At 47.7% G+C, this 24,879-nt stretch carries 19 protein-coding genes; 5 read left to right on the forward strand and 14 right to left on the reverse strand.

Going from position 1 to position 24,879, the window contains the following annotated elements; translation table 11 throughout:
• Positions 1-115: 115 nt before the first annotated feature.
• From amaB to J3491_RS08640, 3 genes are all read right to left on the reverse strand, one after another.
• A complete protein-coding gene (gene amaB / locus J3491_RS08630) occupies positions 116-1,606 on the reverse strand; it encodes an L-piperidine-6-carboxylate dehydrogenase (protein WP_207969854.1) in 1,491 nt (496 codons plus the stop codon).
• 155 nt (positions 1,607-1,761) lie between these two features.
• A complete protein-coding gene (gene hglS / locus J3491_RS08635; protein ID WP_424108353.1) occupies positions 1,762-3,243 on the reverse strand; it encodes a 2-oxoadipate dioxygenase/decarboxylase HglS in 1,482 nt (493 codons plus the stop codon).
• Positions 3,244-3,532: 289 nt separating this feature from the next.
• Positions 3,533-4,480 (reverse strand): LysR substrate-binding domain-containing protein, encoded by a 948-nt coding sequence (locus tag J3491_RS08640; protein WP_075101175.1) that lies wholly within the window; start codon positions 4,478-4,480, stop codon positions 3,533-3,535.
• Between the two features lie 246 nt (positions 4,481-4,726).
• Here J3491_RS08640 and J3491_RS08645 point away from each other — a divergent pair, with 246 nt between their 5' ends.
• Positions 4,727-5,956 carry an SIP domain-containing protein gene (locus J3491_RS08645; RefSeq protein ID WP_207969857.1) on the forward strand — a complete coding sequence of 410 codons (1,230 nt, stop codon included), beginning with the start codon at positions 4,727-4,729 and terminating at the stop codon, positions 5,954-5,956.
• 40 nt (positions 5,957-5,996) lie between these two features.
• Here the strand turns inward: J3491_RS08645 and J3491_RS08650 are convergent, their stop codons facing one another.
• From J3491_RS08650 to J3491_RS08695, 10 genes are all read right to left on the reverse strand, one after another.
• Positions 5,997-6,647: a glutathione S-transferase gene (locus tag J3491_RS08650; RefSeq protein ID WP_243456269.1), complete on the reverse strand. Its 651-nt coding sequence runs from the start codon at positions 6,645-6,647 to the stop codon at positions 5,997-5,999.
• A 194-nt stretch (positions 6,648-6,841) separates the two neighbouring features.
• Positions 6,842-8,161 (reverse strand): short-chain fatty acid transporter, encoded by a 1,320-nt coding sequence (locus J3491_RS08655; protein WP_207969860.1) that lies wholly within the window; start codon positions 8,159-8,161, stop codon positions 6,842-6,844.
• Between the two features lie 96 nt (positions 8,162-8,257).
• Positions 8,258-9,373, reverse strand: coding sequence for a CaiB/BaiF CoA transferase family protein (locus J3491_RS08660; RefSeq protein WP_207969862.1), 1,116 nt, complete (start codon positions 9,371-9,373; stop codon positions 8,258-8,260).
• A 16-nt stretch (positions 9,374-9,389) separates the two neighbouring features.
• Complete coding sequence (locus tag J3491_RS08665) at positions 9,390-11,573, reverse strand: 3-hydroxyacyl-CoA dehydrogenase NAD-binding domain-containing protein (RefSeq protein ID WP_207969863.1); 2,184 nt, start codon at positions 11,571-11,573, stop codon at positions 9,390-9,392.
• A 57-nt stretch (positions 11,574-11,630) separates the two neighbouring features.
• The gene (locus J3491_RS08670) at positions 11,631-12,839 is read right to left on the reverse strand and encodes an acetyl-CoA C-acetyltransferase (protein WP_207969865.1); all 1,209 of its coding nucleotides are present in this window, start codon (positions 12,837-12,839) and stop codon (positions 11,631-11,633) included.
• A 100-nt stretch (positions 12,840-12,939) separates the two neighbouring features.
• Entirely contained in the window at positions 12,940-14,091 is a 1,152-nt protein-coding gene (locus J3491_RS08675; RefSeq protein WP_207969866.1) for an acyl-CoA dehydrogenase family protein, read from the reverse strand.
• 199 nt (positions 14,092-14,290) lie between these two features.
• Positions 14,291-14,926 (reverse strand): hypothetical protein, encoded by a 636-nt coding sequence (locus J3491_RS08680; RefSeq protein WP_100749268.1) that lies wholly within the window; start codon positions 14,924-14,926, stop codon positions 14,291-14,293.
• A gap of 340 nt (positions 14,927-15,266) precedes the next feature.
• Positions 15,267-15,851, reverse strand: a complete 585-nt coding sequence (locus tag J3491_RS08685; protein WP_100749267.1) for an alpha/beta hydrolase — start codon at positions 15,849-15,851, stop codon at positions 15,267-15,269.
• Positions 15,852-16,060: 209 nt separating this feature from the next.
• Complete coding sequence (locus J3491_RS08690) at positions 16,061-16,972, reverse strand: hypothetical protein (protein ID WP_207969867.1); 912 nt, start codon at positions 16,970-16,972, stop codon at positions 16,061-16,063.
• Between the two features lie 705 nt (positions 16,973-17,677).
• Positions 17,678-18,382 (reverse strand): hypothetical protein, encoded by a 705-nt coding sequence (locus J3491_RS08695; RefSeq protein ID WP_207969869.1) that lies wholly within the window; start codon positions 18,380-18,382, stop codon positions 17,678-17,680.
• A gap of 339 nt (positions 18,383-18,721) precedes the next feature.
• Between J3491_RS08695 and J3491_RS08700 the strand changes: the two genes are divergently transcribed.
• From J3491_RS08700 to J3491_RS08710, 3 genes are all read left to right on the forward strand, one after another.
• Positions 18,722-19,921, forward strand: coding sequence for a sugar transporter (locus J3491_RS08700; RefSeq protein ID WP_207969871.1), 1,200 nt, complete (start codon positions 18,722-18,724; stop codon positions 19,919-19,921).
• Positions 19,922-20,407: 486 nt separating this feature from the next.
• Positions 20,408-21,670, forward strand: a complete 1,263-nt coding sequence (locus tag J3491_RS08705) for an MFS transporter (RefSeq protein ID WP_207969873.1) — start codon at positions 20,408-20,410, stop codon at positions 21,668-21,670.
• Between the two features lie 185 nt (positions 21,671-21,855).
• Entirely contained in the window at positions 21,856-22,440 is a 585-nt protein-coding gene (locus J3491_RS08710) for a TetR/AcrR family transcriptional regulator (RefSeq protein ID WP_207969874.1), read from the forward strand.
• 88 nt (positions 22,441-22,528) lie between these two features.
• Here the strand turns inward: J3491_RS08710 and J3491_RS08715 are convergent, their stop codons facing one another.
• Positions 22,529-23,383: an HpcH/HpaI aldolase/citrate lyase family protein gene (locus J3491_RS08715; protein ID WP_207969876.1), complete on the reverse strand. Its 855-nt coding sequence runs from the start codon at positions 23,381-23,383 to the stop codon at positions 22,529-22,531.
• Between the two features lie 125 nt (positions 23,384-23,508).
• On the opposite strand from J3491_RS08715, the gene J3491_RS08720 reads away from it, so the two are divergent.
• The gene (locus J3491_RS08720; RefSeq protein WP_075101160.1) at positions 23,509-24,705 is read left to right on the forward strand and encodes an amino acid aminotransferase; all 1,197 of its coding nucleotides are present in this window, start codon (positions 23,509-23,511) and stop codon (positions 24,703-24,705) included.
• The last annotated feature ends 174 nt before the right edge of the window (positions 24,706-24,879 follow it).

The raw sequence follows: 24,879 nt of genomic DNA on the forward strand, positions 1-24,879 counted from the left end.
TGGCAACCAATCCATGATTGCTTATTATTTTTGGCCTGCCAAGCTTCTATAAATTAGGCTTGGCAGTTTATTTATAAATACATCAGATTAGCAAAAGTCTGTACTCACCTTTTTATCAACCAAAGCTAATGCCTTGGGCAAGTGGCAACTCTTTTGAGTAGTTGATGGTATTGGTCTGGCGGCGCATATAGACTTTCCACGCATCAGAGCCAGATTCACGGCCACCGCCGGTTTCTTTTTCACCGCCAAACGCCCCGCCGATCTCAGCGCCACTGGTACCGATATTGACATTGGCAATACCGCAATCACTGCCGCGATCGCTGAGGAAAGTCTCCGCTTCACGCAAGTCATTGGTAAACACGCATGATGATAGGCCTTGTGGCACATCGTTTTGCATCTCAATGGCTTCATCAAAGTCTTGGTAGGTCATGACATACAGAATCGGCGCAAACGTCTCGCTTCTGGCGACATCGTTTTGCTCGTCAAACTCGACAATGGCAGGCGTTACGTAATAGGCGTTAGGATATTTGTCTGCAAGGACGCGCTCGCCGCCCGTGACCGTGCCGCCTGCGTCTCGCGCCTTTTTTAACGCTGCTTGCATATTGTTAAAGCTGTCTTCATCGATCAGTGGACCAACCAGATTGCCTTCTAGTGGATGACCGATGCTGACGGTTTCATAAGCAGATTTGATGCGCGGTAAGATATCGTCTTTGATAGATTCATGGACAAATAGACGGCGCAATGTCGTACAGCGCTGGCCTGCCGTCCCAACCGCGGAGAATAAAATACCACGTAACGCTAAATCTAAATCGGCAGTCGGAGCCAAAATCATGGCGTTGTTACCGCCAAGCTCAAGCAAGCATTTGCCAAAGCGATTGGCAACTTTTGGCCCGACTTCTCGGCCCATACGCGTGCTGCCGGTGGCGCTCACCAAAGCCACGTCTTTGTGCTCAACCAAGGCGTTACCGACATCCGTTTTACCGAGTAAGACTTGTGATAGATGGTCTGGCGCATCGCCAAATTTGGTCAAGGCTTTTTCAAACAGTGCCTGACAGGCCAAAGCGACGAGCGGGGTTTTTTCTGAGGGCTTCCAAATCACAGGGTTACCACAGACGATAGCCAGCGCGGTATTCCACGACCAAACCGCAACGGGAAAGTTAAAGGCTGAGATGACACCAATCACCCCGAGCGGATGCCATGTCTCGCGCATGTGGTGGCCTGGGCGCTCTGATGCAATCGTCAAACCATAAAGCTGACGCGACACCCCAACGGCGAAGTCGCAAATATCGATCATTTCTTGCACTTCGCCTAGGCCTTCTTCTTTAATCTTGCCGGCCTCAAATGACACCAGCATCCCTAGGTCTTCTTTGTGCTCGCGCAGCACTTCACCAAGCAGACGCACCAGCTCACCGCGTCTTGGCGCAGGCACCACGCGCCATTCTTTAAAGGCTTTTTTGGCATTGGCAATCTTGGTGTTGACCTCATCAACGCTGTCCAAGGTTATGCTGCCAATCACCGAGCCATCAATCGGGCTAGTTACCTCAAAGTCACCATTTTGATATTGCTCCTCTTTGACACCCATCGCGGCCATATACTGCTTGATCATAATCAATCCTTTTATATTGGTTTATGCTTCCTTGAGAGACTTATTAACTTAACTTGCGTCTAGGCAAGTTGCAAAATAATTAATTTCTTACTGTCATTCCTTTTTGGAATGGCAGGCAAACCTCTGGGCATACCCGCCCTGCTTACTGTCTTTTTTTATTCAGTAAGTTGCATCAACCTGTGTAAACACGCTTTGAGACTCTCTGCTTGTAGCGTTTGATAAAGCGCGAGCTCATCGTAGACTTGAGCGCCCAAAGCTTTCTCAAAGGCGTCTTTATTGGTATGACCTTTATCATTGCTTTGCTTGCCGCTGTTTTCGTCGTTTTCATTGTCGTTTGTGCTGTCGTCATGCAAATTGGACTGAAAAATCCCCGCCGCACTGACAGGTAAAAAATCCTCGTAGACAATCGGCTCAAGACGAATAGCCCCTTGCTCAAGCAAATCAGTAACCACTTGCTTTGATAAAGGGTCATTTACGTTTTCTACGTCTATGTTTTCTACGTCTATAGAATCTAGCGTTTGCGCGTTATTTGTATCGCTATCGACCGCTTGATAGTAAAAATACGCCAACCCTTCATCGTGTAGCATTTGATAGTCATCAGGGAACGCTGCAAATGCACTTTCTAAAATCTGATAATACTCCAAGGCGTTATCGGCATTTGGCGTCGCCCCTAACTGGCGGCGTGCTTGGCTAAGCAATTGGTCGTACAGCGCTCTGCCCTTGGGCGTTAAAGCCACACCGCGCTGCTCAATCTCACCAAAACGCGCAGTATGATGCCCCGTTTCATAGCCGCCTTTTGGATTTTTAAAATTAACCGCTTCTTCTAATGCTCTAAAACTGGTCTGACGCAATAAAATAGGACATCTCCGTCTCGGTGGCCCTTCTATAATGGCTTTTGGCGGGATGCCTTTTGCTCGCATACCAGCTTGTACCGCATCGATATCTAAGGTTCGAGGTGTCAGATGATTGATATGCGGGCCTTTAAAACCGACGACGTCGGCGATAAGTCCATGCTGGCTTAATAGCTGCTGATAAAGCGCTTTTGACACGGACGTTTTGTCATGCCAGCGAAAAGTCTCTAACGCTTCTTTAACAAATTGCTTAGCGTCTGCCGCCATCAGCCCGCCCTGCTCCTCAAAGCGCTCAATCAAGCTAATAACATCATCTGTAAATATTTTGCGCTTATCTAGCGCCGCTATCGCCTCTTGCCGTAAGGCCTCATCATCGATCAAATCTAAGCGCAGTAAAGAGGTAAATGCGCGAAATGGGCTTTTATTTAATGACGATGTCTCAAGCGCTCGAAACGCCGTAGAATGCACAGGCACGCCAGCAGGCGCCAAGTCATAATAGCCTACAGGATACATACCCATTACCGCAAATAGCCTGCGCATCATGCTTAGCTCAGCGGCGGTGCCCAATCTAATCGCACCGTGGCGCTCCATACCTAGCCTATCAAGCTCTCCGGTGTGCACAAGCGGCTGCCTGATATCAGGCTGTTTATTTAATACGTCGGTATTTACCTCGCTCACCAAATCGATGAGGTCACCATATAACGGCACTTCTTTTTGGTACATCTCTGACATGGCGATAGAAAAATTGTGGCGAATATCATCGCTACTGATAAAGGTATGGCTCACAAGTATGTATCCTTTATTATTCAGGTGTTTTTGCTGCTCCATGGCTGTCTCTTATCTTCCTTGACTAGATAGATATAATTTGAGCAAACCCGCCTATCATCAGCAAACGAAGAATAGTTGTGGCATCATTCCTTTTTGTCATTGGCATAAAAAACCGGCCATAAGTCGGCCGGTGGTCAGGCAGGTAGCAAGCTGGTAGCAGCACCTGCTTAGCCCATCGATTATCAAACCTCATCAACAAAGCATTGACAATGAGCTGACACCCAAAAGCATGCATTTATTTTTTAGCTTACCATGCACACTCTATGTCCTGCTGAGGGTCGTTTGAGTGTTGCAGGTAAGTTGAGATCCACTCTACAATAACTTTGACTTTGTGCGAATTACCCAAAGATAATGGATAAGATATATAGTAAGCACCCCGACCCTTTGCTGCATAATTCCATGCACGCACCAAGGCCCCTGACTGCAGCTCTGGTGCTACTAGGCGCAGTGGCACCAAGGCGATACCATAGCCGAGTAATGCCGCCGAAATAGTCGTATGAAAAGTATCAAAACGTGGACCGACAAAGGTGCCCTCGATACGAATATCCTGCTGTCTAAAATACTCATACCAAGCGCTGGGGCGAGAGCTGAGCTGTAGTAAAGTGCACTGAGCGATGTTGCTCGTACAAGGCGCTTTGCCAGCCAAATAATCCGGATGACAAACCGCCACATTATACTCATCAAACAGCTTGATGGACTCCATCCCTCCCCAAATCCCATCACCATACAAAAACGCCACATCGACATTTTGATCTTCAGAAAAAAACGGCCCCGCCAGCTCTTTAATATTTAGATTAATCAACGGATGAGCCCTGCCAAAGCCGTTGAGCGCAGGCATCAGCCAACGCGAGCAAAAGGTCGGATGCGAGACGATTTTCAGCACTTCTGAATTATCATTGTTTGACATTAGACTAGTAGTCGCCGCCTCGATATGTTTGAGAATCTCTAACACCTCTAAATAGTAAGTCTTGCCAGCGGGCGTCAAGGAGATGCGGTGCGGCGTCCGATAAAACAGCGACAGGTTCAGCATCTCCTCTAATTGCGCGACTTGCTTACTGATAGCGCTTTGCGTCATGTGCATCTCTTGCGCGGCGTTGGTAAAGCTCAAATGCCGAGCTGCCGTCTCAAAACACTGCAAAGCGGTCGTCGATGGATATCTTCTAAAAGTCAAAGGGGTCTTAACATCAGTGCTCATAACTTATGGGTTCTCATTCGACATATCAGTAAAAGAGGTTTCTAAAATAAACATAGCCATGTATCTGATTTATTTAGATTTGACTACAACCACATTATCCCAGTTATAAGAGACGATATAAATCGTTTTACCTGCCAGTCTGTCTACTTTTTAGAAATTTAGTAAATTCAACTCGTAAATGGTAACAAAAACAATTATCATTACCCTTAATATAAGTACTTTTTTGAATGTTTGTTGTTTGTGAGTATGTCTATGACCCCCGCCTCCTCTTTTGTAACTACCCCCGACTTAGACGATCAAGCCCAGCTCTATACCGATCTAAACGACCCTGAGATAGCGGGCATCATCGCTCACATCAATGAAGAACACATCGATGAGCTGCTTGGGTTTGTGCGGGCATTTAGCCCATTATCGGCAGCTGAGCTTGAGCATACAGAGGCGCAATTAACTGCGATTTATGCAGAAGGTATCTGCCTGCAAGCCAAACCCTTAGCGACGCGGCCTATCGACTCCAAAGACAACCACTGGCAACCACAGTCTTTCTTTATTGGTTTTGCCGCCCCTCTCACGCAAGTCGATGAGCTACAAGAGCAGTATATTTTGCTGAGGCAGCGAGCAGATAAAAAACTGGGTAAAAAAACCATCAAGCTGACTCGGCAGGTCTTTGTCGTAGAGCGCCGCTATAAAGTCAGTGAAAACATGCTGCGTCTTGAGCTTAGTATGGACTCACAAAACCATCGTCATGACAGCTCTAGCCCAGATACCGTGCCTACAAACGAGGCAGGCTACGCGTATTTGTTCGATTTGGCGCATAACGCGAGGACAGCCAGCAGCAGCCAGCCTAGCAAAAACACCACGCAGCCTGCTAGAGCGCAGGTCTACTACACCTTAAGAAAAGCATGGCGGAGCGCTGATGGCGTGCGAGCATGGGTCGATGTTTTTTTGCATGGCGATACCTCAGGCGGCAATTGGGCCATGGCACTGCAGGCAGGTGACACTGTGGTCACCAAACGAGAGTTTCCTGAAAAAGTGGCGCATTTACACACAGGACAGACACTACTGATCGTCGATGAGACCTCCATGCCCACAGCAGCACGTTTATTAGAGCTATGGGACAACCCAACGCCGCCGCTGATCATTTGTGTCACCCAAAATGCCGCTGACCAAGAGTATTTTGATGACATCACACCGAGCATCGATGCCAAAGACAGCAGCAAAAACAGTGCCCGACGTCATATTGATCGTCACTTTACCGTACTGCCTATGATAATGAATCCTGCCTCGGTAGGGCAAAACGTCGCACCGCAGATCGACAGACAACTGGCGGACTATTTAGCCAAGCAGCCATTGCAGATCGACAAAGTATGGGGCGCGCTAGAGGCAAAAACCGCAAAGGCGCTCCGCCCTTTATTACAAAAAAGACTGGGGCTTGAGCGTAGCGATGTGGTGGTCAAGGTATATTGGCGACATGAGTAAATCCCAGACTAGGACTGGGCTGGGACAAAGCTAAGATGAGCTAAGATGGGAAAATCACTACCTCGTCTCCTTCTTGCCATGGCTGATATTTCGTCATCACTTGCAAAAACAGCGGATGCGCCAGCCAATGCTTCAGCCAGCGCTGCAGGTGTGGATACGGCAAGTGGTAAAATACTTCGCGATTCACATGGGCGAACTGACGGACAAAGGGCATGATACCAATATCAGCAACGCTGATGCCATCTCCGAGTAGATAAGTGCTATTGGTCAGCTGCGTCTCCAATATCTGCAAAAACGCCTCGCCGCGCTGGCGATACTCTTCTTGGCTCATCTCAGGATGACGATCCGCATACTTATAGCGATCCAGCCAATGCTTAAACTCATTATCGTTTTTATCGATTAGGGCATTGGCCTGAGACAACATCTGAGCGTCAAGCAAACGGTTTGGATCATGTTGGCCTAGCGCCCACATCATGATATCAAAGCTCTCTTCAATCACAGTACCATCAGCCAGCTGTAGCACAGGCACCGTGCCTTTTGGGCTAAGCTCTAGCATCTGCGGCGGCTTGTCTTTTAGGACAATCTCGCGCAGCATCACTTGCTGCTCTGCAAACACAAGGCCAAGCCTAGCACGCATGGCATAAGGACAGCGGCGAAAAGAATATAAGAGCGGCAAAGAAGGTCTCATCATATTTCTCACAATAAAATCAAAATCACTGGGCATGTCATCATTTAGACAGCGAGGCTTAGCCGTTTTTTTCAAGCGACTATATGTGCTAATCGATGACACGCCCTAGACTAACATAAAAAAAGACCTCACCCCTAAAGCAGGTAAGGTCTGGCTTTATTTATACTTTATACAAACGACATTTATAAAAGCAGCATTTATAAAAACAATAGGCCCAGCCCAATCACCACACCACTGACTAGCAGCACGATGACACAAAAACCCATGATGTCTTTGGCTTTGAGTCCTGCAATGGCTAAAGCCGGTAGTGCCCAAAACGGCTGAATCATATTGGTCCACGCATCGCCCCATGCCACCGCCATCGCCACTCGTGACGGATCACTGCCCAGCATGTCGGCCGCCTCTAACATAATGGGTGCTTGCACTGCCCATTGCCCGCCCCCTGAGGGGACAAAAAAGTTGACCAGTCCTGCACTCAAAAAAGCAAAAAGCGGTAGCGTCTGCGCCGTCGACACACTGACAAAGGCTTCTGACATCACCCCTGCCAGCCCAGAGGCAGTCATCATCCCCATGATACCGGCATAAAACGGGAACTGAACGATGATACCGCCTGCACCTTTGACCGCCTCCTGAATAGAAATCAAGTAGTTGCGGGGCGTTCCGTGAAATATGATGCCGAGAAATAAGAACATAAAGTTCACCAAATCTAGCGTTAGGGCAAACCCATTTTGGACAAAATAATAAACAATAAAAGCAATGCCTAACACACCAATAACCATCGATAAAACCCAGCTATTCTCCAAACGCTCGGCAGGTGTCATCTCTGACTTTGCAGGCAACGCCTCAGCGACCGGGTCCACAAGCACGCTCGGATCGACCGTGATGGTGTCCTCTTTTTTTGGCATCATCATGCGGTTTAGTAGAGGCACGATAATCACCAATGCCGCGACGATAATTAAGTTGTAGCCAGCAAAGATGGTGGCACTCGTTGGAATAACACCAATGGTATCAACAAACGGATGCCCTTCTGTGGCAATTGATAACGGAATCGATCCTGAAAACCCAGCGTGCCAGATGATAAAGCCTGAGTAAGCGCTGGCAATCAATAAACGATAATCGACATCATGAACCCGCTTGGCCAATTCTTTGGCAAATAGCGCGCCAATTACCAAACCAAAACCCCAGTTGATCCAGCTTGCTGCTAGAGACACGAGGGTGACCAATATAATCGCACTACTGGGTGAATGCGCAAAACCGGCAATGTGACCCAAGCCTTTTTTAAATATCGGACTACTTGCCAGCACAAATCCTGTGACCAGCACCAGCACCATCTGCATCGAAAACGCCAGCAGCGCCCAAAACCCATCGCCCCAATACGTGACCATCTCTATAGGAGATGACTCAGTGAGCCCTAAGCCCATCACAAAAATCACTAAGGTTAATATCAACACAAACAAAAATGGATCAGGTAAGTATTTTTCCATCAAGCTATTGGAAAAACGGGTAATTGCTTTCATAAGTAAACTCCTTTTTATTTAAAGACGTCCTTGGTCACTGTTATTTTATCTAGCCTATCTTTTATCTTCCTCAACCGCTGCACATTGCATACAGTCTCACTCGACCAGCTGCCACCCAGGCGTTGAGTAGTACTTGTCTTGATGTGCAAATAACGGATGCGCTTTGGCTTCTTGTAAGCTAAGCACTGGGGTAACGCAGACATCAATGGGTGCGAAATGCCGCTGCCAATGGGCAAGTGTCTGACTGGCAAAGGCATCACTCACAGCCTTCGCTGCTGCTTGGCTCTCAGGGGAGTTTGGCATGACGCCAAGTTGCCAATGGCTGTCTTTTAGTGCTGGCAGTGCCAACGCCTCGCACAGCCCTTGCCAAAATTTCAGCTCCAATGAGCCAACCGCCATATAGCGATTATCAAGGGTTCTGTACAAACGATAGCAAGGCAATAGCCCGCCCAAAAAATCAAGATGCGGTGCAGGCATGTCTCTTGAAAAGCTTTTAACCAGCGCGCCCGTTTCCTTGGGCATGACCAGATGCTGGTATAAGCTGTGGGTCATGCTGACCGCGATATGACGACCCTTGCCGGTACGCTGCGCGGCAAACACTGCAGCGAGCAGCGCAATGACAGCAGTATCACTGCCGCCTGCCAAGTCTGCAAATTGTACATTGGGCATGGCCTGCTCGCCACTTGCGGTTTTTAATTGGTCAAGGACACCACTCATCGCCATAAAGTTGATATCGTGGCCAGCTTTATGCGCCCAATCATGACTGGCTCGTGGGTGATTGATCGCACTCGCATCTATTGCAGCGCTCTCATTGGACGCTTTAGCCGTCACGCCGTAGCCAGTGATTGATACCATTACAAGCTTTGAATTAAGCCCATGCAGCGTTTTGGCATCCAATCCCATGCCTGCTAACACACCAGGACGAAAGCTATCGAGCATGACATCAGCATCTTTGATATGCGCTTTGATAGCCGCAATGCCTTTGGGGTCCCGAAAGTCGTGTCTTTCGGTAGTTTTGCCATGGTTTAATGCGGCAAACAGCTCACCGAAGGCTCTAGCAGGGTCGCCATTTTTGGGTTCGATCTTGATGATCGTTGCACCCAAATCGGCCAGCAGGCGCGTGGCAAATGGCCCTGGTAAGTTACGCGTCAAATCGACCACTCGCAGCCCTTGTAAGCAGTCTGCCATGGAGTTTATGATTGAATCAGTCATCAAGTCAGTCGTTACATTAGTCATCAGAGAACACCTCACCTTTAGCCGCCATATCGAGCACTATTTGCGCTGGCTGAAAACGCTCGCCGTATTGCTCAGCAAGCTCACGACTGCGCTTGATAAACGCCTCTAGCCCCATGGCATTGATAAATTGGAGCGTACCACCGTGATGCGGCGCAAAACCCCAACCAAAGATAGCGCCGATATTGGCATCCGCGACAGAGCGCACGACATTTTCTTGATAGCATTTAGCCGACTCATTGGCTTGAATAAACATCAAGCGATCGATTAGCTCTTGCTGGGCTGGCTGCTGGGCGCGTGGTGGATATAAATTCAGCAACTCAGGCCACAGGTATTTATCGCCCTCATCAGGATATTCATAAAAGCCTTTGCCAGTCTTTTTACCTTGGCGCTTGTGGGCTTTGACCAGTGTTTTGAGTATCTCGTACGAAGGGCGCACGGATACGGGCTTACCTTCGGCAGCCATATCTAGCTGCTGCTGTTCGCTCACGTGCAGCGCTAGACTGAGAGAGACCTCGTCTTGTAACGCCAGTGGCGGCATCGGCATACCTGCCTTTAGGCCAGCGACCTCGATACTGCGCGGATGCACGCCCTCGCCTAGCATAGCGATACCCTCTGACACATAAGTGCTAAATACTCGTGAGGTATAAAAACCGCGACTGTCATTGACGACGATGGGCGTCTTGCCGATTTGCAGCACATAATCAAAGGCTTTTGCCAAGGTGGCATCATCGGTCTGCTCGCCCATGATAATCTCCACCAATGGCATCTTGTCGACTGGCGAGAAAAAATGCAGCCCGATAAACTGCTTGGGGCGCGTACTGGCCTGAGCCAATCCAGTGATCGGTAGTGTCGAGGTATTAGAGGCATAGACAGCCGACCCAGCAATCACCGCGTCACTTTGCTGGGTACATTTAGTTTTAATCTCACGGCTTTCAAACACCGCTTCAATGACAAGGTCACAGCCTGCTAAGTCTTCATAAGAAGTGGTCGGCGTGATGCGATTTAGCAGTGTCTGCTTTTTCTCAGCTGTCGAGTGCTGACGGCTAATGGCTTTATCCAAAATGGTGCCAGAATAGGCTTTGCCTTTTTCAGCCACTGCGAGATCGGTATCGAGCAGTACCACGTCGATGCCCGCTTTGGCAGTGACATAAGCAATGCCCGCGCCCATCATGCCCGCCCCTAATATGCCAACTTTTTTGGTGATCGTGCGATCAAAGCCATCAGGACACGACTGACCTTTTTTGATACTGTTTAGCTGCGTCCAAAGGGTATTGATCATATTTCTGGACTCACTTGATAACACACAAGCAGCAAAAAAGCGTGATTCAAGCTCAAGGCCAGTGTCGATGTCTACAAGGCCGCCTTCAAACACAGAAGATAAGATATGGGTAATCGCTGGATAATTGCCGTGGGATTTTTGATTGGCTATAGCCGGCGCTACAGAAAATAGCTGCACGTTTTTGGGATGCTGACTGTCGCCGCCTGGGATTTTAAAGCCTTTTTTATCCCACGGCTGCTGCGCCTGTGGATTGGCTTTTATCCAGTCTTTGGCCTGCTGTAGCATGTCTGCTTGATCAGTGGCAATCGTATCGATCAGACCGATGCCTTTAGCAGCATCTGGACGTAACGCTTTACCTTGGGTCATCAGCTCAAGCGCTGCCGGAATACCGACCAAACGCGGTAGGCGCTGAGTACCGCCGCCCCCTGGTAGCAAGCCGAGCTTCACTTCTGGCAGACCCAGCCTGGGTTTAGGTAAGGTCTTGGGATCGTCAATCGCGATGCGATAATGACAGGCCAATGCCAGCTCCAAACCGCCACCCAGCGCTGTGCCATTTAACGCGGCAACGACTGGCTTGCCTGAAGTTTCAAGTTTGCGTAAGCTGTCTTTGAGATGTTCGGCCAATTCAAAGACTTGCTCGGCGGTTTCTATATTCGCCAACTGGTCGATATCAGCGCCCACCACAAAGGTTTCTTTTGCTGATGTCAGGATCAAGCCTATAGCCATCTCGTCATTGATAAAGCTATCGGTCAGCACAGCAAAGGCGTCCGTAAAGCCATCACCGATGACGTTCATTTTGCGGTGGCTTTGATCAATCGTGACAGTAACAACTCCATTATCAGATTCGGCAGAAAAGTGCTTCAGTGCATTGATGGCATCTATGCTGTTTGTGATCATATTAAGTCCTTTTAATATTATTCTACTTCGATATATTTTAATAAAAACTTATTAGCGCTATACGCGTTCAATGATGGTGGCAATACCCATCCCGCCGCCGACGCATAGGGTAACCATCGCGGTGTTGAGATCACGGCGTTCTAACTCATCAAGGACGGTGGTCATCAGCATTGCGCCCGTGGCTCCAAGCGGATGACCCATGGCGATCGCGCCACCGTTGACGTTGACGATATCCAGAGAGATACCCAAGTCATCGGCAGTATTGAGTGGTATGGCAGCAAACGCCTCATTAATCTCCCACAAGTCGATATCGGAGGCTTGCATGCCCGCCTTTTTGAGGGCTTTTTGGCAGGCAGGCGTCGGCCCTGTCAGCATAATGGCTGGCTCTGAGCCAATGACTGAGGCCATGGTGATTTTGGCACGGGGTTTGAGTCCTGCCTTTTTACCAGCGGCAGCGCTACCGACCAAGCAGAGCGCCGCACCATCGACGATACCTGACGAGTTGCCTGCATGATGCACATGATTGACAGCTTCGATGGTGGTGTATCTGTCCAAAATCACACTATCAAAGCCCATCTTGCCAAATTTCGCAAAGGAAGGATTGAGAGCCGCTAGCGCCTCAGTGCTGGTATTTGGGCGAATGGTTTCGTCTTTCGCCAATAGCAGCATGCCATTGATATCAGAGACAGGGACGACAGAGTGGTCATAATAGCCATTTTCCCAAGCGTGCGCGGCCCGTTGATGCGACACGGTGGCAAAGGCGTCGACGTCGCTGCGGCTAAAGCCTTTTAGCGTGGCGATGGTATCAGCGCCAACGCCTTGCGGCACATAATGCGTCGCCTCATTGACCCTCGGATCCATATACCAAGCACCGCCATCGGAGCCCATCGGCACGCGGCTCATGGATTCCACACCACCTGCGACCACCATATCCTCCATACCTGACATGACTTTGGCGGCAGCTAAGTTAATAGACTCAAGGCCCGAGGCGCAAAACCGAGATAAGGTCACGCCCGCCACATTTTGCGCCCAGCCAGCATCTATCACCGCAATACGGGCAATATCAGAGCCTTGCTCGCCAACAGGGGTCACGCAGCCAAGCACCACGTCGTCAACTAGGCTGGTGTCTAAGTGATGACGCTGCTGCAGCGCCTGCAGTAACGTGCGTGTCAGCCAAATCGGTGACGCTTGGTATAAGCTGCCATCCTTTTTGCCTTTACCACGCGGGGTACGAATCGCATCATAAATATACGCAGTCTCAGTCATAAAGATCCCTTTTTTATTGTTAAATCCGTATAAATCTACATCTGTCTTTATCTTAAATACACCGAGCTATAAACCCAGATTGAGAATAAGTGACCACCATTTACATAAAACGTGAGGCCAGCTCTTTCATAATCTCATTGGTGCCGCCGTATATTTTTTGCACACGAGCATCAGCATACAGGCGCGCGATGGGGTATTCGGTCATATAGCCATAGCCACCAAATAGCTGCACGCATTCATCAATCACCTCACACTGCTTTTGGGTGACCCAATACTTAATCAGTGACGCATGTGGGACGGTTAACTTGCCTTCTAACATAGCATCGACAGCAGCATCACACATACTACTGGCAGCGAGATAATCTGCGTAGCACTCGGCCATCTTAAAGCGTGTATTTTGAAAGCGCCAAACCGGCTTACCGAAGGCTTCACGTTCTTTGACATAGTCCAACGTCAAATTAATTGCCAGCTTCATCGCGCCTACCCCAGATAAGGCAATAATAAGCCGCTCACGTGGCAGCTCCTCCATCATCTGAATAAAACCTTTACCCTCAACAGCACCCAACAAATTGCGTTGTGGCACACGGACATTGCTAAAAAACAGCTCTGAGGTATCCTGTGCGCTCATGCCGATTTTGTCGAGATTGCGACCACGCTCAAACCCTTCGGCCTTGTCGGTTTCTACCACGATGAGCGAGACCCCTTGCGCGCCTTTTTCGCGATCCGTCTTACAGGCTAGCAAGATAAGGTTGGCATGCTGACCATTGGTGATAAAGGTCTTGGAGCCATTGATGATATAGTCGTCGCCGTCTTTGACTGCGTAAGTTTTGATGTTCTGCAGATCTGAGCCTGTGCCAGGTTCGGTCATGGCGATGGCCGCGACATACTCGCCCGTTGCCATCTTAGGTAGCCACTCTGTCTTTTGCTCATCAGTGCCATGCTTTAAGATATACGGCGCGACGATGCCCGAATGCACCATACCGCCGAAGCCTGGCTGATTGGCCTCTGCCTGTGCATACAGCAGCGCTGCTTCATGACCAAAATCACCGCCACCGCCGCCATACGCTTCGGGTATGGATGCGCACAAGAACCCCATCGCCCCTGCTTCCTCCCACGCGGCACGGTCTATCATGCCGTTTTTGCGCCATTCTTCGTCCTTTGACTGCCAGCTTTTAAACATTTTAAGCGCACTGTCATAGACCATCTGATGCTCTTCGGTCATCCAGTTTGGGGTAAATTTTTCGATACTCATGGTGTCTTCCTTGACATGGTGGGTGGTTTATATTGAATAAATAAAGGTAAAACTCGTACCTTTTGGCTTTGGCATGAGACTCATACTAGGCCACTAATAGCACTTGCGCAAGACACTACGAACAAGTCAGTGCCACAAAAAAACCCCACCATTTAGTGAGGCTTTATGCAAACTATTTTCGAGATTATTGAGTAAATTCTTACACACTGCTAGAGGTCGGCAGTCCATAGGCTACTTTTTCGATGACCTCATCTTGCTGCAGCACCATCAGCTGATAGCCCTGAATCACCCCGTTGTAAGGCAGATGACCATCAAACTGCCGATAATGCTCACGGATACTCTGCTTGATCGCCGCCTTGCGCTCGCGCTCATCTAATGTCACAAACCCACTTGGCAAATGCACCTCAGTTGCCAACGCCGCCCCCCATCGAGACAGCCAATTGGCCCCGTCAACAAACGCAAAATCGACCTGCGCTCGCAGGCGGTAGTGAGGCAAAGTATCAGAGCGTTGCGCCACTTGAGCTTTAATCTGGGCGATATCTTCTGCAAATGGCTCATAAGGTAGCTCAAGTATCTCAAACAGCGTGGCCAAAAACGCATCAGCACTAAAGTATCTGTCCATATAACTGTCATCAAGCCCAAGATGACGATGACACAAGACATGGCGCAAGCGCTCACAAGCAGGTATGGTATGGCCTAACGGATAGCCCATGGCTCTGATGATATCTGGTGCACGCAGCTCTAGCGTGTTGATTTGAGTAACAATATACTGAGCAAGCGGGTGCTGCGGGCGATAGTGACGAGTGTATTTAGAAAGATGAGATGAGTGGCTCATGATGGTGGACACCTTAGATTCCTATAACTCCGACGAAAAATAATAAAATCAGGCACAAATGAGGATGTCGGAGTACAGGCTCATGCGCTTTACCAGAGTTGTTTTATATCGTGCTGGAAGTTGCAAGGTTTGTACGCCATCATTCAATTGACATCATCGTCGTCAATAGTGATTGGCAATACAAAACTGTTAAACCCACGATAAATCGTTTTATGATGATAGCACATCAGATAAGCGTAAATAAATACGGAACTGTGTGTCTGTTTGTGAATAATTATTTTACTCTCAAATAACTGCTTTTTTTAGATGAAGTCCATCCTTTAATTTTCACCCCCGCTCTTTAGTCCTCTCCATAGTAGGTTGCGTCATCCACCCAAACGATCGGATCTTCGCATAGGTGAACCAAGTGATACCAGATATCACTACTGCGGGCGATACGGTGATGACCGCCGTCGAAGTAATCGACTTCCCAGCTCTCAGGCAGATTGACCAAAGTTCGTCTAGCCACCGCCACATCCAAGCTTTCATCGTCGACCTCCATCATGACTCGCATCATCTCGGTGTTTGATGTCGGAAAAGACAGCTTCATATCAGAGATGTTTGGAATACGATCGGCCAACACCTCACTCGGATAGATACAAGGCGCAACCAATAGCGCCCGCAAGTTGTATTGGTGGGCGAAATGATTGGCAAACCAGCCGCCCAGCGAATGCCCTGCCAGCACCACGCGCGGATACTGTGTTATTTTTTCACGAATCAAGGCATCATAAATCTCAAATACTTCTGCAAAGTTGTCTCGGTAATTGACCGTTTGGCAATATTTTGGCTCACGGGTGATACAGGTATATTTGCTGGTCTCATTGCTTGAGTCAAGCCCATGAAAAAACAACAAAAACGTGTCATTGTTTTCGATAGGAAACATCATAGCGTTCTCCTTTTTTTAATAATTATTTATTTTTTTCAACAGCTTGGCTTATAGATTTAAATTAGATTAAACTGCTTTTTGGCTATAGTCAGTTCACTATAAAAATGTTATAGCAAGGCTGATAGAAATTTTTGCAACCTCTGTCTGCGTAGGCACAGCACGCCAGAAAATTTTTATCGGCCTTGCTGATCAATAAACGTATGATTCTTTTATTTAGAATCGACTATAGCGACCTGCGCTTGGTATAAAGCCAAAACCTCCTCACAAGCCTGCATCGAGATATTTTTTGCAAAATCCTCATTAAACCAAAAGTCATAAACAGCTTGGATAATACCTTTTACCGCTTGCGCATCTTTTGGCTTTTGCTTTTTTAGTTTGAGCGCGATGTCTTGCGCCTGTATATCCGACTCGCTATAAGGCGCGCTCCAGCCCACGCAGTAACGATACAGCACATCGTTAATCGCTAAGATAAATATGGCATTGGTCACCCCAAATGCGTCAATCAGCCGCTCAAGCAGCACACAACGCTCCTCGTAAACACTGGCCTCTATCGGCATTTCGGACTTTTCAAATAGACATTCGCTACTCACCATAGGTAAGGGCTTACTAAAATCCTCCCATAGCAGTGGATAAGACCCACCTATACCGCCTTTCTCCACCACGTTAAAGCGCCAAATGGCGTAATGCGTCTTAGCCCCCTTAAAGGGCAGGTGTATCAGCCACTGCATCAGCGCATCACTGTCATAAATGATATGGCTGCTACCGATACGCACGCCTTGGTTGGGTAGTACATCGGTGTATAAACGGTCCATGTCATCACTATAAAGCTTTACTTTATTTAGATTTTCCTCACTGATATCACCGAGCTTGGCCCCTGCCTCTATTATGTTTCGATAAGGCATAAATAGCGCGACAAAGCTCAGCGTCTCATCGCTATTATTCACAAAATAAATGTCATCTACATAATTGTCTACCGACACACTTTCGAGATAAAACAAGGGTTTTTTTCGTACTCGCCCTTGCTCACTGGCCAATGCCGTTAACCCAGACAGTTTTGAGCGACCTGCCCACTGCATATTGTCTACGCGTTTTTGCTCAAATTCATACGTTAACTTTGTCATTGTCATATCCTTATTATTTTGATTTTGATTTTGGTTTGTTTGTCACTTTTTTTTGGTTGCTCTTTGCTTGATGCCGATCTTGAGCAAGCCAAGTCTGTTCGCCATTTTATTAAATGACGTTATTATCTATAAGTTAGTATTTATAAAGAGAAGTAGATTAATCGGTTTGGCAAGGCAGCAGTTTTATGGTGAACTGGCTTTTAGACGCTGCTTTTTATTGTCGCATCGTCAACATTTTTGCCAGACTAACGAGCGTTTTTTTAGTTTTATGTGTGTTAACAACTAAGTTTTTTTGGATTTGTACAGGCAAAAGAAGATAAGATAAAACGAAAATAGCATCATTAAAGACAACTCAGTGAAAAAGTGAGGCATTGCGCCCCGAGGGTTCACTGTTTGCCCTGTTGTTGTTTATAGTCAGTTCTAAATAAAATCGATATGCTCATATGAACGGGCAACTGGTATAAATTTTCCTTGCTTACTGTGTCTACGCTGACAGATGCTGCGCAAAACTCATACCAGCTGCATTGTATCGTTTTTAAAGTAAACCAACTATATCCGGTTATGGTTTTTAGAATTATTGCTGCCTGACTCAATAACTATAATATAAAGATTGATAAAAATACAGTGTATTTATATCATCTGCGACAACGGCTGTCGCGTATTCACACTTACGGTGAGTCATGAGTCATACTCATAAGACAAGACCTACTCAGCGGCATCTATCAGAGTATTTAGCGTGTCTGCCATGTCGTCATCGAGCAGATGATCTTCTATATAATTGAGCAACTGATGGATGGTGTTTAGATCCATCGCTCTGATGCGTAAGCTGGCTAGCGCCTCGTTAATAGATGCTAAAGAAGTTGCTGTATCGTCTAAATCGCCTTCAGACTCACCATGGACCAGCCAGTATATCTTTTCTAGCACGGTGTTTTTTTCGGTCAAGGTAGAATAACCGTCGCCTTGGATAAATAGATTAAAGTGGTACGGTATTTCGATATCATTGATAAAAAACGTACGCATACAGTCTATGGTATAGGCTTGATTGTCTGAGCTGTCATTTGAATTTGAGCCTTCGTTACTGTCTTCGGCTTGCTCGTACTCCAGCTGCTCTGTTACCAAGCTGCCTAATATCTGATAACCGCCTGCTTTTACCTTGTGATTATAGATAATCGCCGCATCCGCTATGGCATCAAAGATGACCGCAGCGATGTCCAACGTATTGTCATCGATATCATAAAATTGCTTTAGTGCGGGCAAAAACTCGCTTAGCTGGTCTTCAGGCACGTGCGTGAGAAACTGCTGCTCGTATATTTTTATCATGTCTTCAGGAGAATAGGTGTTTACGTTGTCGGTCTCGTTTCTGCCAGTGGGTTGTAACGGCAAAAAGTGATAAGGGTTTTCTTTGGTCATGCAGGACGGCCTTGTTATATGAGTTGATGGTTTTATAGCGGCTATTATCTCTTATTTAGAGGTTTTTAGATATACGATCTAGATGAGCGCGATTGACGCGATATCGTCCGTTCGATATCAAATTAACAATCCTTAGCAAAAAATCTCTTTAACTAATGCCTTTGACTTGGTATCTTGCCTCGCCATTCTTATATTGCCAAAGGTGTTTACCACCCAGCATTTTTACCCCCTTATTGGCTAATCTTCTTATCGTATTAGAGCGTGTCCTCATAGTTCTTACTTAATTATTCTTACTCATCGAGTGAAGACACGCCCTAGCATTTTCTTGTATTGGATCTTATGAAACACAACATTGAGGCGAGCTTAGATGCTCGCCGGACTCAGTATTTTCAAGTGTTTTTGATGGGCATCAGTGCCTTTATCATGAATACCACAGAATTCGTCCCCGTCGCTCTACTCAGTGACATTGCCCAAGATTTTTCTATCACCACTGCCGAGACTGGCTGGATGCTGACGCTGTATGCGTGGATCGTTGCGGCCATGTCATTGCCGCTGATGCTACTGACCAGTCGCTTTGAGCGTAAAAGCTTACTCCTAGCATTGTTTGCGGTATTTATCGCCAGTCATGTATTGTCCGTATTTGCTTGGAGCTTTGATGTGCTGCTGATCAGCCGCGTAGGTATCGCGCTATCGCATGCGATATTTTGGTCCATCACCGCGGCGATTGCCATACGAGTAGCACCAGAAGGCAAAAAAGCACTGGCGCTAAGCGTGCTTGCGACGGGTACCTCATTGGCGATGGTGCTAGGGGTGCCGTTGGGGCGTTTGGTTGGTCAATGGTTTGGCTGGCGCGCGACGTTTGGCGGGATTGGGGTAATTGCTTTTGTGGTATTTATGCTACAAGCCAAGCTGTTACCGACCTTGCCCAGTATGTTTCAAGGCTCTTTTAGAAAAATACCAGAACTGCTAAAAAACCCATTATTGGTCTGCCTGTACTTGCTTATCCTATTGGTCTTTACCGCTCACTATAGCGCCTACTCTTATATTGAGCCGTTTATGCGGCAGGTCGGCTCAGTGAGCGAAAACTCAGCGACGATCATTTTACTGTTATTCGGTGTCGCAGGGATTGCCGGCAGTGTCATATTTAGCCGTTGGGGTGATCGATTTAACACGCGGATTATGCTGGTCTCGACGATACTGATGCTTTTATCTATGCTAGTACTGCTGTATGTGGTGACCTCGATCTGGGTGCTCAGCCTAATTGCCTTGTTATGGGGCGCGGCGCTGATGCTACTGATCATCTCCATGCAAGCCAAAGTCATCATGGTCGATGTCAATGCCCAAGACATGCTGATGTCGATGTTTTCGGGTATTATTAATTTAGGAATTGGTACGGGGGCGCTCTTTGGTGGATACGCGGTGACGCATCTGTCGCTATCAAGCGTGGGCTATGTCGGGGCGGCCATCGCTAGTGCGGCGCTGCTACTGATGCTATTTATGATCAAACGCTTTCCTGAGCTGAGTAAAAGACTCGGCTAATTAAGGCTAGATGATTCGAACCTAAATACAATGCCAGCCTACTAAACGGTCTGGCATTTTTTATGCTACTCATCACCATATCTTAGGGCGTGTCTTCAATTCACGCGATAGCTATCTAAATGGGCTAAAAATGGTCAAATCTTGTCAAACGTCGTCAAATAGCTGGTCAATATCCTGATATTAACGGCGCTATTTTCCTTGTTTGACGGCAATTTATCTCATTTTTATCACCATTTTTGAAATAAAGACACGCCCTAGTAATTTACATAAACAGCAGCAATTTGCATAAACTTTTATAACTTCTATTGAACGAGTGTTCAGGCAAAGCTATACTCATTGCTACCGGACTTTTTGTACTGCATTACCCACACAAGGATAAGTGTAAAATGGGCAATCTTTTACGCCAGACAGCGGTGTTACTTGGTTTGTATATCATGCGTATGGGGCACATAAGCGCCAATTTCTTCGGTCTTTCGGAGAAACAACATGCGTGAGGACATCTTGCCATCAGAGCCGCGCAATCGCACGCCGCCGCTTAGCTTAGGCAGGTTACATTATGCTTGGGTTGTCGCTGTTACAGGCTCTATAGCGATGTTTTGCGGGCTGGGTTTGGGGCGATTTGCCTTTGGTATGCTGCTGCCGTCGATGTCGGCGTCTTTGGCATTGAGCTACACCCAAAGCGGTATATTAGGTTTTGCCAACCTGATCGGTTATCTTGTCGCTGTGCTTTTAAGTCCGCTTATTCTACCTAGGTTTGGCACTCGTTTAACCGGTACGGCCAGTCTTTTTGTCATCGCAGCCTCTATGCTTGGTATGGCGTTTACCACCAGTTTTCCTATGCTTTGCGCTTTTTATGTGCTCACTGGCATTGGCAGCGGCGGCGTGGTCTTACCGATGATGAGCGTCATGTCACACTGGTTTTTTCCGTCGCATCGCGGGCTGGCGTTGGGGCTGGTGATGGCAGGGCCCGGCTTTGGTATTATCCTATCGGGCTTTGTCGTCCCAAAACTATTACCCTTTTTTAGCTTACTGTCTTGGCAGACGGGTTGGCTGATTTTTGCGCTAATCAATATTGTGGTGGCGTGCCTTACTTTTGCGTTAATTCGCAATCATCCAAACGATGTCACGCACAGCCCTTTCGGACGTATACCCACTTCGCCCGTAAAAAACAAAAAAAAGCTGGAACGCAGTAACCTCAAGCTACTCGTACACTTGGGCCTTATCTTTGCTATCTATGGCGCGACTTATATGGTTTATGTGACCTTCATCGTGACCAGCATGGTGGGCTCTTATCAGCTCAGTGAAGCGGCTGCAGGCGGTATTTGGGCATGGATTGGTCTACTGAGTGTCTTTTCGGGCATGCTTTTTGGCTGGATCTCTGATCACATCGGCCGTCGCCTTGGGCTCGCGCTGGCATTTTTCTTTCTTGCCATCGCTTATCTGTTAGTCGGCTTAACGGATTGGCATTTGGGGTTATATTTGTCGATTATTTTGTTTGGTTTCGTGGTCTGGAGCGTACCTGTCATTATGGCCGCCTGCGCTGGTGATTATTTTGGTGCCGCGGCAGCAGCCAGTGCGCTTGCAGCGCTGACATTTGCTTTTTCGAGTGGTCAAGCGCTTGGACCGGTGGCAGCAGGTTATCTTGCAGAGCTGACGGGCGACTTTCGCATCAGTTACATGGTCTCTGGTATTGCCGCCTTTGTCGCCATTGGACTGGCTTTATTATTACAGCCGCAAAAACCGCTTTAATTTGCGCCAAAGTTTGGCCGCTTGATAAGGCAAATGACTTTATAATAATGGCGTTTTTTAGACAAAAATGATCAACAACATAGAGTCAATTCAGTATAAAAACGATACAGTGATACGCTGATGTACTTAGGGCGTGTTGAACATTCAACACGCCCTAATCAGACAGAGATTTTAAGGGGAGCCACATGAGTGCACAAGCCAAATTCAATCGTGATGAGGTGATCGAAAAAGCCAAAAACCTCTACTGGGAAAAAGGCTATCACGCCACCTCGATGCGAAACCTACAAGATGTCGTCGATATGCGCCCTGGCAGCATCTATGCCGCGTTTGGTAATAAAGACAGCTTATTTACAGAAGCCTTAAACCGCTATGCTGAGCAAGGCGCAGCCAATCTTGCCAATTGTATTGCCCAAGAAGAAACCGTGCTCGCAGGCCTACAGCGTTTTATTCGAAGCGTCACCATCTGCAGCAAAGGCTGTGCGCCCAGCGGTATCTGCATGGTGGTCAAAACCATCGGCGAGCTGACACAAAACGATAGTCCAGAACTGCTCACCCACGCGACCAGCATCTTAAAGCAGGTAGAAGCCTCTTTTGTCAACACCTTTGAGCTAGCGATCGACCATGGCGAGATCAGCTGTAATCAGGACCCTGCCGAACTGGCACGCTATTTCCAAATCCAGCTCATCGGCTTGCGTACCTATGCACAGGTCAGCCCTGATACAGAGGCCATCGAGCGGTATATTGATACTATGTTTAGGCATTTTTTATGACATGGTTTTTGACAGATTTTTGCCATGGCGTTGAACATAACTTTTAACATCACTTAAACGCAAGGCTCATGTGATGTCAGCATTTTATTTAACGGCTATTTTTTAATAACTGCTGACAGCGCTCAATCACCGGCGCATCGACCATCTCGCCCTCTACCTTAAATACCGCCTGCCCGTGGCGCTCATACTCTGTCACCACTCGCCGAGCGAACTCCATCTCGGCAGCGGTCGGCATCAGCGCGTTTTGCACCACGGCCACTTGTTTGGGATGGATACAGAGCATCCCTGCCATCCCCATCTGCGACCAGAGCTGCACGCGCGCGACCAATCCTTTGGCATCCTGAAAATCAGGATACACGGTATCGATGGGCGGCGCTAACTGATGGATTTTAGAGCTAAGGATAAGCTGATAGCGAATCTGATTGGCGATAATATCTGCCGCCGGCGTTCCTACTTGTACGTTCAAATCATTACACAAATCCAAAAACCCATAGCTAAAAGCACGCAGCCCCGACGCTTTTGCCATCGTATCGACTTGATACAGACCACGCGCGTTTTCTATCAGTGCAATGACAGACAGTCGAGTTAAATGATGGACGGATTCGATATCTGTGGCCTGTTCCGCCTTGGGCAATATGATGCCAGCGAGATTGGGCATCTGCTCACAGGCTTTTATGTCTTTGGCAAACTCATCACTGCCTGCTTGACTGATACGCACCCACACGGGCCGATAGTCGGCATGAGCATAATACTCTTGTAACGCCTTGCGCGCTGACGCTTTATCCTCTAGAGCCACGGTATCTTCTAAGTCGACAATGACAGCATCTGCGCCACTGGCAAAGGCTTTGGCCACTCTGTCCATGCGCGTTGCCGGTACAAATAGCCATGTATTGGCATAGTGAGTGTTTTCGGTATGTGCAGTATCGTCTGTACGTGATGTCATTCCAACTCTCATTAATGTATATTGATACGTATTTTGTCATTATTCGTTCATTCTAACATTGAGTTCAGCGACAATGTAGTTTATGATTTTGAGACCTTATTTTATCTTATTTGTAGAGAATCAAAATGTTTGAACGCGTCGACTATTATGCGGGTGACCCTATCTTGGGTCTAGTAGATAAATTTGTTGCTGATAGCAACCCAAACAAAGTCAATTTGGGCATCGGCATCTATTATGATGAAGACAGCAAACTGCCAGTACTTGAGTGTGTAAAAACCGCCGAGCAACGAATCGCTGACCCCATCTCGCCCAGACCTTATCTGCCGATGGCAGGATTGCCAGGGCATCGCCTCGCCTGTCAAAACCTACTGTTTGGTAAGGACGCCGCGGTGCTACAAGAAAAACGCGTCGCTACCATTGCCACATTGGGCGGCTCTGGCGCGCTAAAAGTCGGCGCTGAGTTTATCCATGAATGGTTTCCTGCCTCCAAGTGCTATGTGAGCGATCCGACGTGGAGCAACCATATTGCCATCTTTGAAGGCTCGGATGTCGAGGTGGGCACCTATCCTTACTACGATACTGCCACCAGCAGCATTAAGTTTGATGAGATGCTAGCTTTCATTGCAAAGTTAAATAAACACGATGTGGTGCTACTACATCCTTGCTGCCACAACCCAACTGGTATGGACTTGACCCATGCCCAGTGGGATGAGCTATTGGACATCATGAAACAGCGTGAGCTGATTGCATTTATGGACATCGCTTATCAAGGCTTTGGGCAAGATATGGACCACGATGCTTATGCCATTCGCAAAGCTGTGGCGCTGGGTTTACCTGTGTTTGTGAGCAACTCATTTTCCAAAAACTTGTCGCTATATGGTGAGCGCGTGGGCGGCTTGTCTGTGGTATGCCCTACGGCAGAAGAGGCCGAGCGCGTCTTTGGCCAGCTCAATTACGCCGTACGCCGTATCTACACCAGCCCGCCATCACACGGTGGCCGCGTGGTCGATATCGTCATGAACGACGAAGCGTTGCACCAGCAGTGGGTCGGCGAAGTTTACGGCATGCGTGACCGCATCAAAGCCATGCGCCTCAAGCTAAAATCCGTACTAGAAGCCAACGTGCCAGCGCGCAATTTTGACTACATCACCAAGCAAAACGGCATGTTTAGCTTCACAGGATTGACCCCCAAGCAAATCGAGCGCTTACAAACAGAGTTTGGGGTTTATATCGTCTCAAACTCACGTATGTGTATGGCAGGCCTAAACGTCAACAACGTCGACTATGTCGCCAATGCCATGGCCGAAGTGCTAAAAGACTGATCGCGCTGAGCGAAGTGCTAAGCCATTTACAAACCGTATAAAAAATAAAAACCGCCTAGAGACTCACCTCTGGGCGGTTTTTCACTTTACGTACAAGCTGTGCTGTTATGGCCAATCACTCATTACTATTTAAGACAAAGCTAAGCAAATGACTAATTATTTTCAACTGACTAT

The sequence above is a fragment of the Psychrobacter halodurans genome, assembly GCF_017498075.1.
Lineage (GTDB): Bacteria > Pseudomonadota > Gammaproteobacteria > Pseudomonadales > Moraxellaceae > Psychrobacter > Psychrobacter celer.

Bases quoted from the DNA above. Each gene is read 5' to 3' on its own strand.
- J3491_RS08685 (WP_100749267.1), bottom strand. From the start codon at position 15,851: ATGATGTTTCCTATCGAAAACAATGACACGTTTTTGTTGTTTTTTCAT.
- J3491_RS08710 (WP_207969874.1), top strand. From the start codon at position 21,856: ATGAGTGCACAAGCCAAATTCAATCGTGATGAGGTGATCGAAAAAGCC.
- amaB (WP_207969854.1), bottom strand. From the start codon at position 1,606: ATGATCAAGCAGTATATGGCCGCGATGGGTGTCAAAGAGGAGCAATAT.
- J3491_RS08715 (WP_207969876.1), bottom strand. From the start codon at position 23,383: ATGACATCACGTACAGACGATACTGCACATACCGAAAACACTCACTAT.
- J3491_RS08665 (WP_207969863.1), bottom strand. From the start codon at position 11,573: ATGATCACAAACAGCATAGATGCCATCAATGCACTGAAGCACTTTTCT.
- J3491_RS08705 (WP_207969873.1), top strand. From the start codon at position 20,408: ATGCGTGAGGACATCTTGCCATCAGAGCCGCGCAATCGCACGCCGCCG.
- J3491_RS08640 (WP_075101175.1), bottom strand. From the start codon at position 4,480: ATGAGCACTGATGTTAAGACCCCTTTGACTTTTAGAAGATATCCATCG.
- J3491_RS08700 (WP_207969871.1), top strand. From the start codon at position 18,722: ATGAAACACAACATTGAGGCGAGCTTAGATGCTCGCCGGACTCAGTAT.
- J3491_RS08720 (WP_075101160.1), top strand. From the start codon at position 23,509: ATGTTTGAACGCGTCGACTATTATGCGGGTGACCCTATCTTGGGTCTA.
- J3491_RS08680 (WP_100749268.1), bottom strand. From the start codon at position 14,926: ATGAGCCACTCATCTCATCTTTCTAAATACACTCGTCACTATCGCCCG.
- J3491_RS08670 (WP_207969865.1), bottom strand. From the start codon at position 12,839: ATGACTGAGACTGCGTATATTTATGATGCGATTCGTACCCCGCGTGGT.
- J3491_RS08645 (WP_207969857.1), top strand. From the start codon at position 4,727: ATGTCTATGACCCCCGCCTCCTCTTTTGTAACTACCCCCGACTTAGAC.
- J3491_RS08650 (WP_243456269.1), bottom strand. From the start codon at position 6,647: ATGATGAGACCTTCTTTGCCGCTCTTATATTCTTTTCGCCGCTGTCCT.
- J3491_RS08675 (WP_207969866.1), bottom strand. From the start codon at position 14,091: ATGAGTATCGAAAAATTTACCCCAAACTGGATGACCGAAGAGCATCAG.
- J3491_RS08695 (WP_207969869.1), bottom strand. From the start codon at position 18,382: ATGACCAAAGAAAACCCTTATCACTTTTTGCCGTTACAACCCACTGGC.
- J3491_RS08660 (WP_207969862.1), bottom strand. From the start codon at position 9,373: ATGACTGATTCAATCATAAACTCCATGGCAGACTGCTTACAAGGGCTG.
- J3491_RS08655 (WP_207969860.1), bottom strand. From the start codon at position 8,161: ATGAAAGCAATTACCCGTTTTTCCAATAGCTTGATGGAAAAATACTTA.
- J3491_RS08690 (WP_207969867.1), bottom strand. From the start codon at position 16,972: ATGACAAAGTTAACGTATGAATTTGAGCAAAAACGCGTAGACAATATG.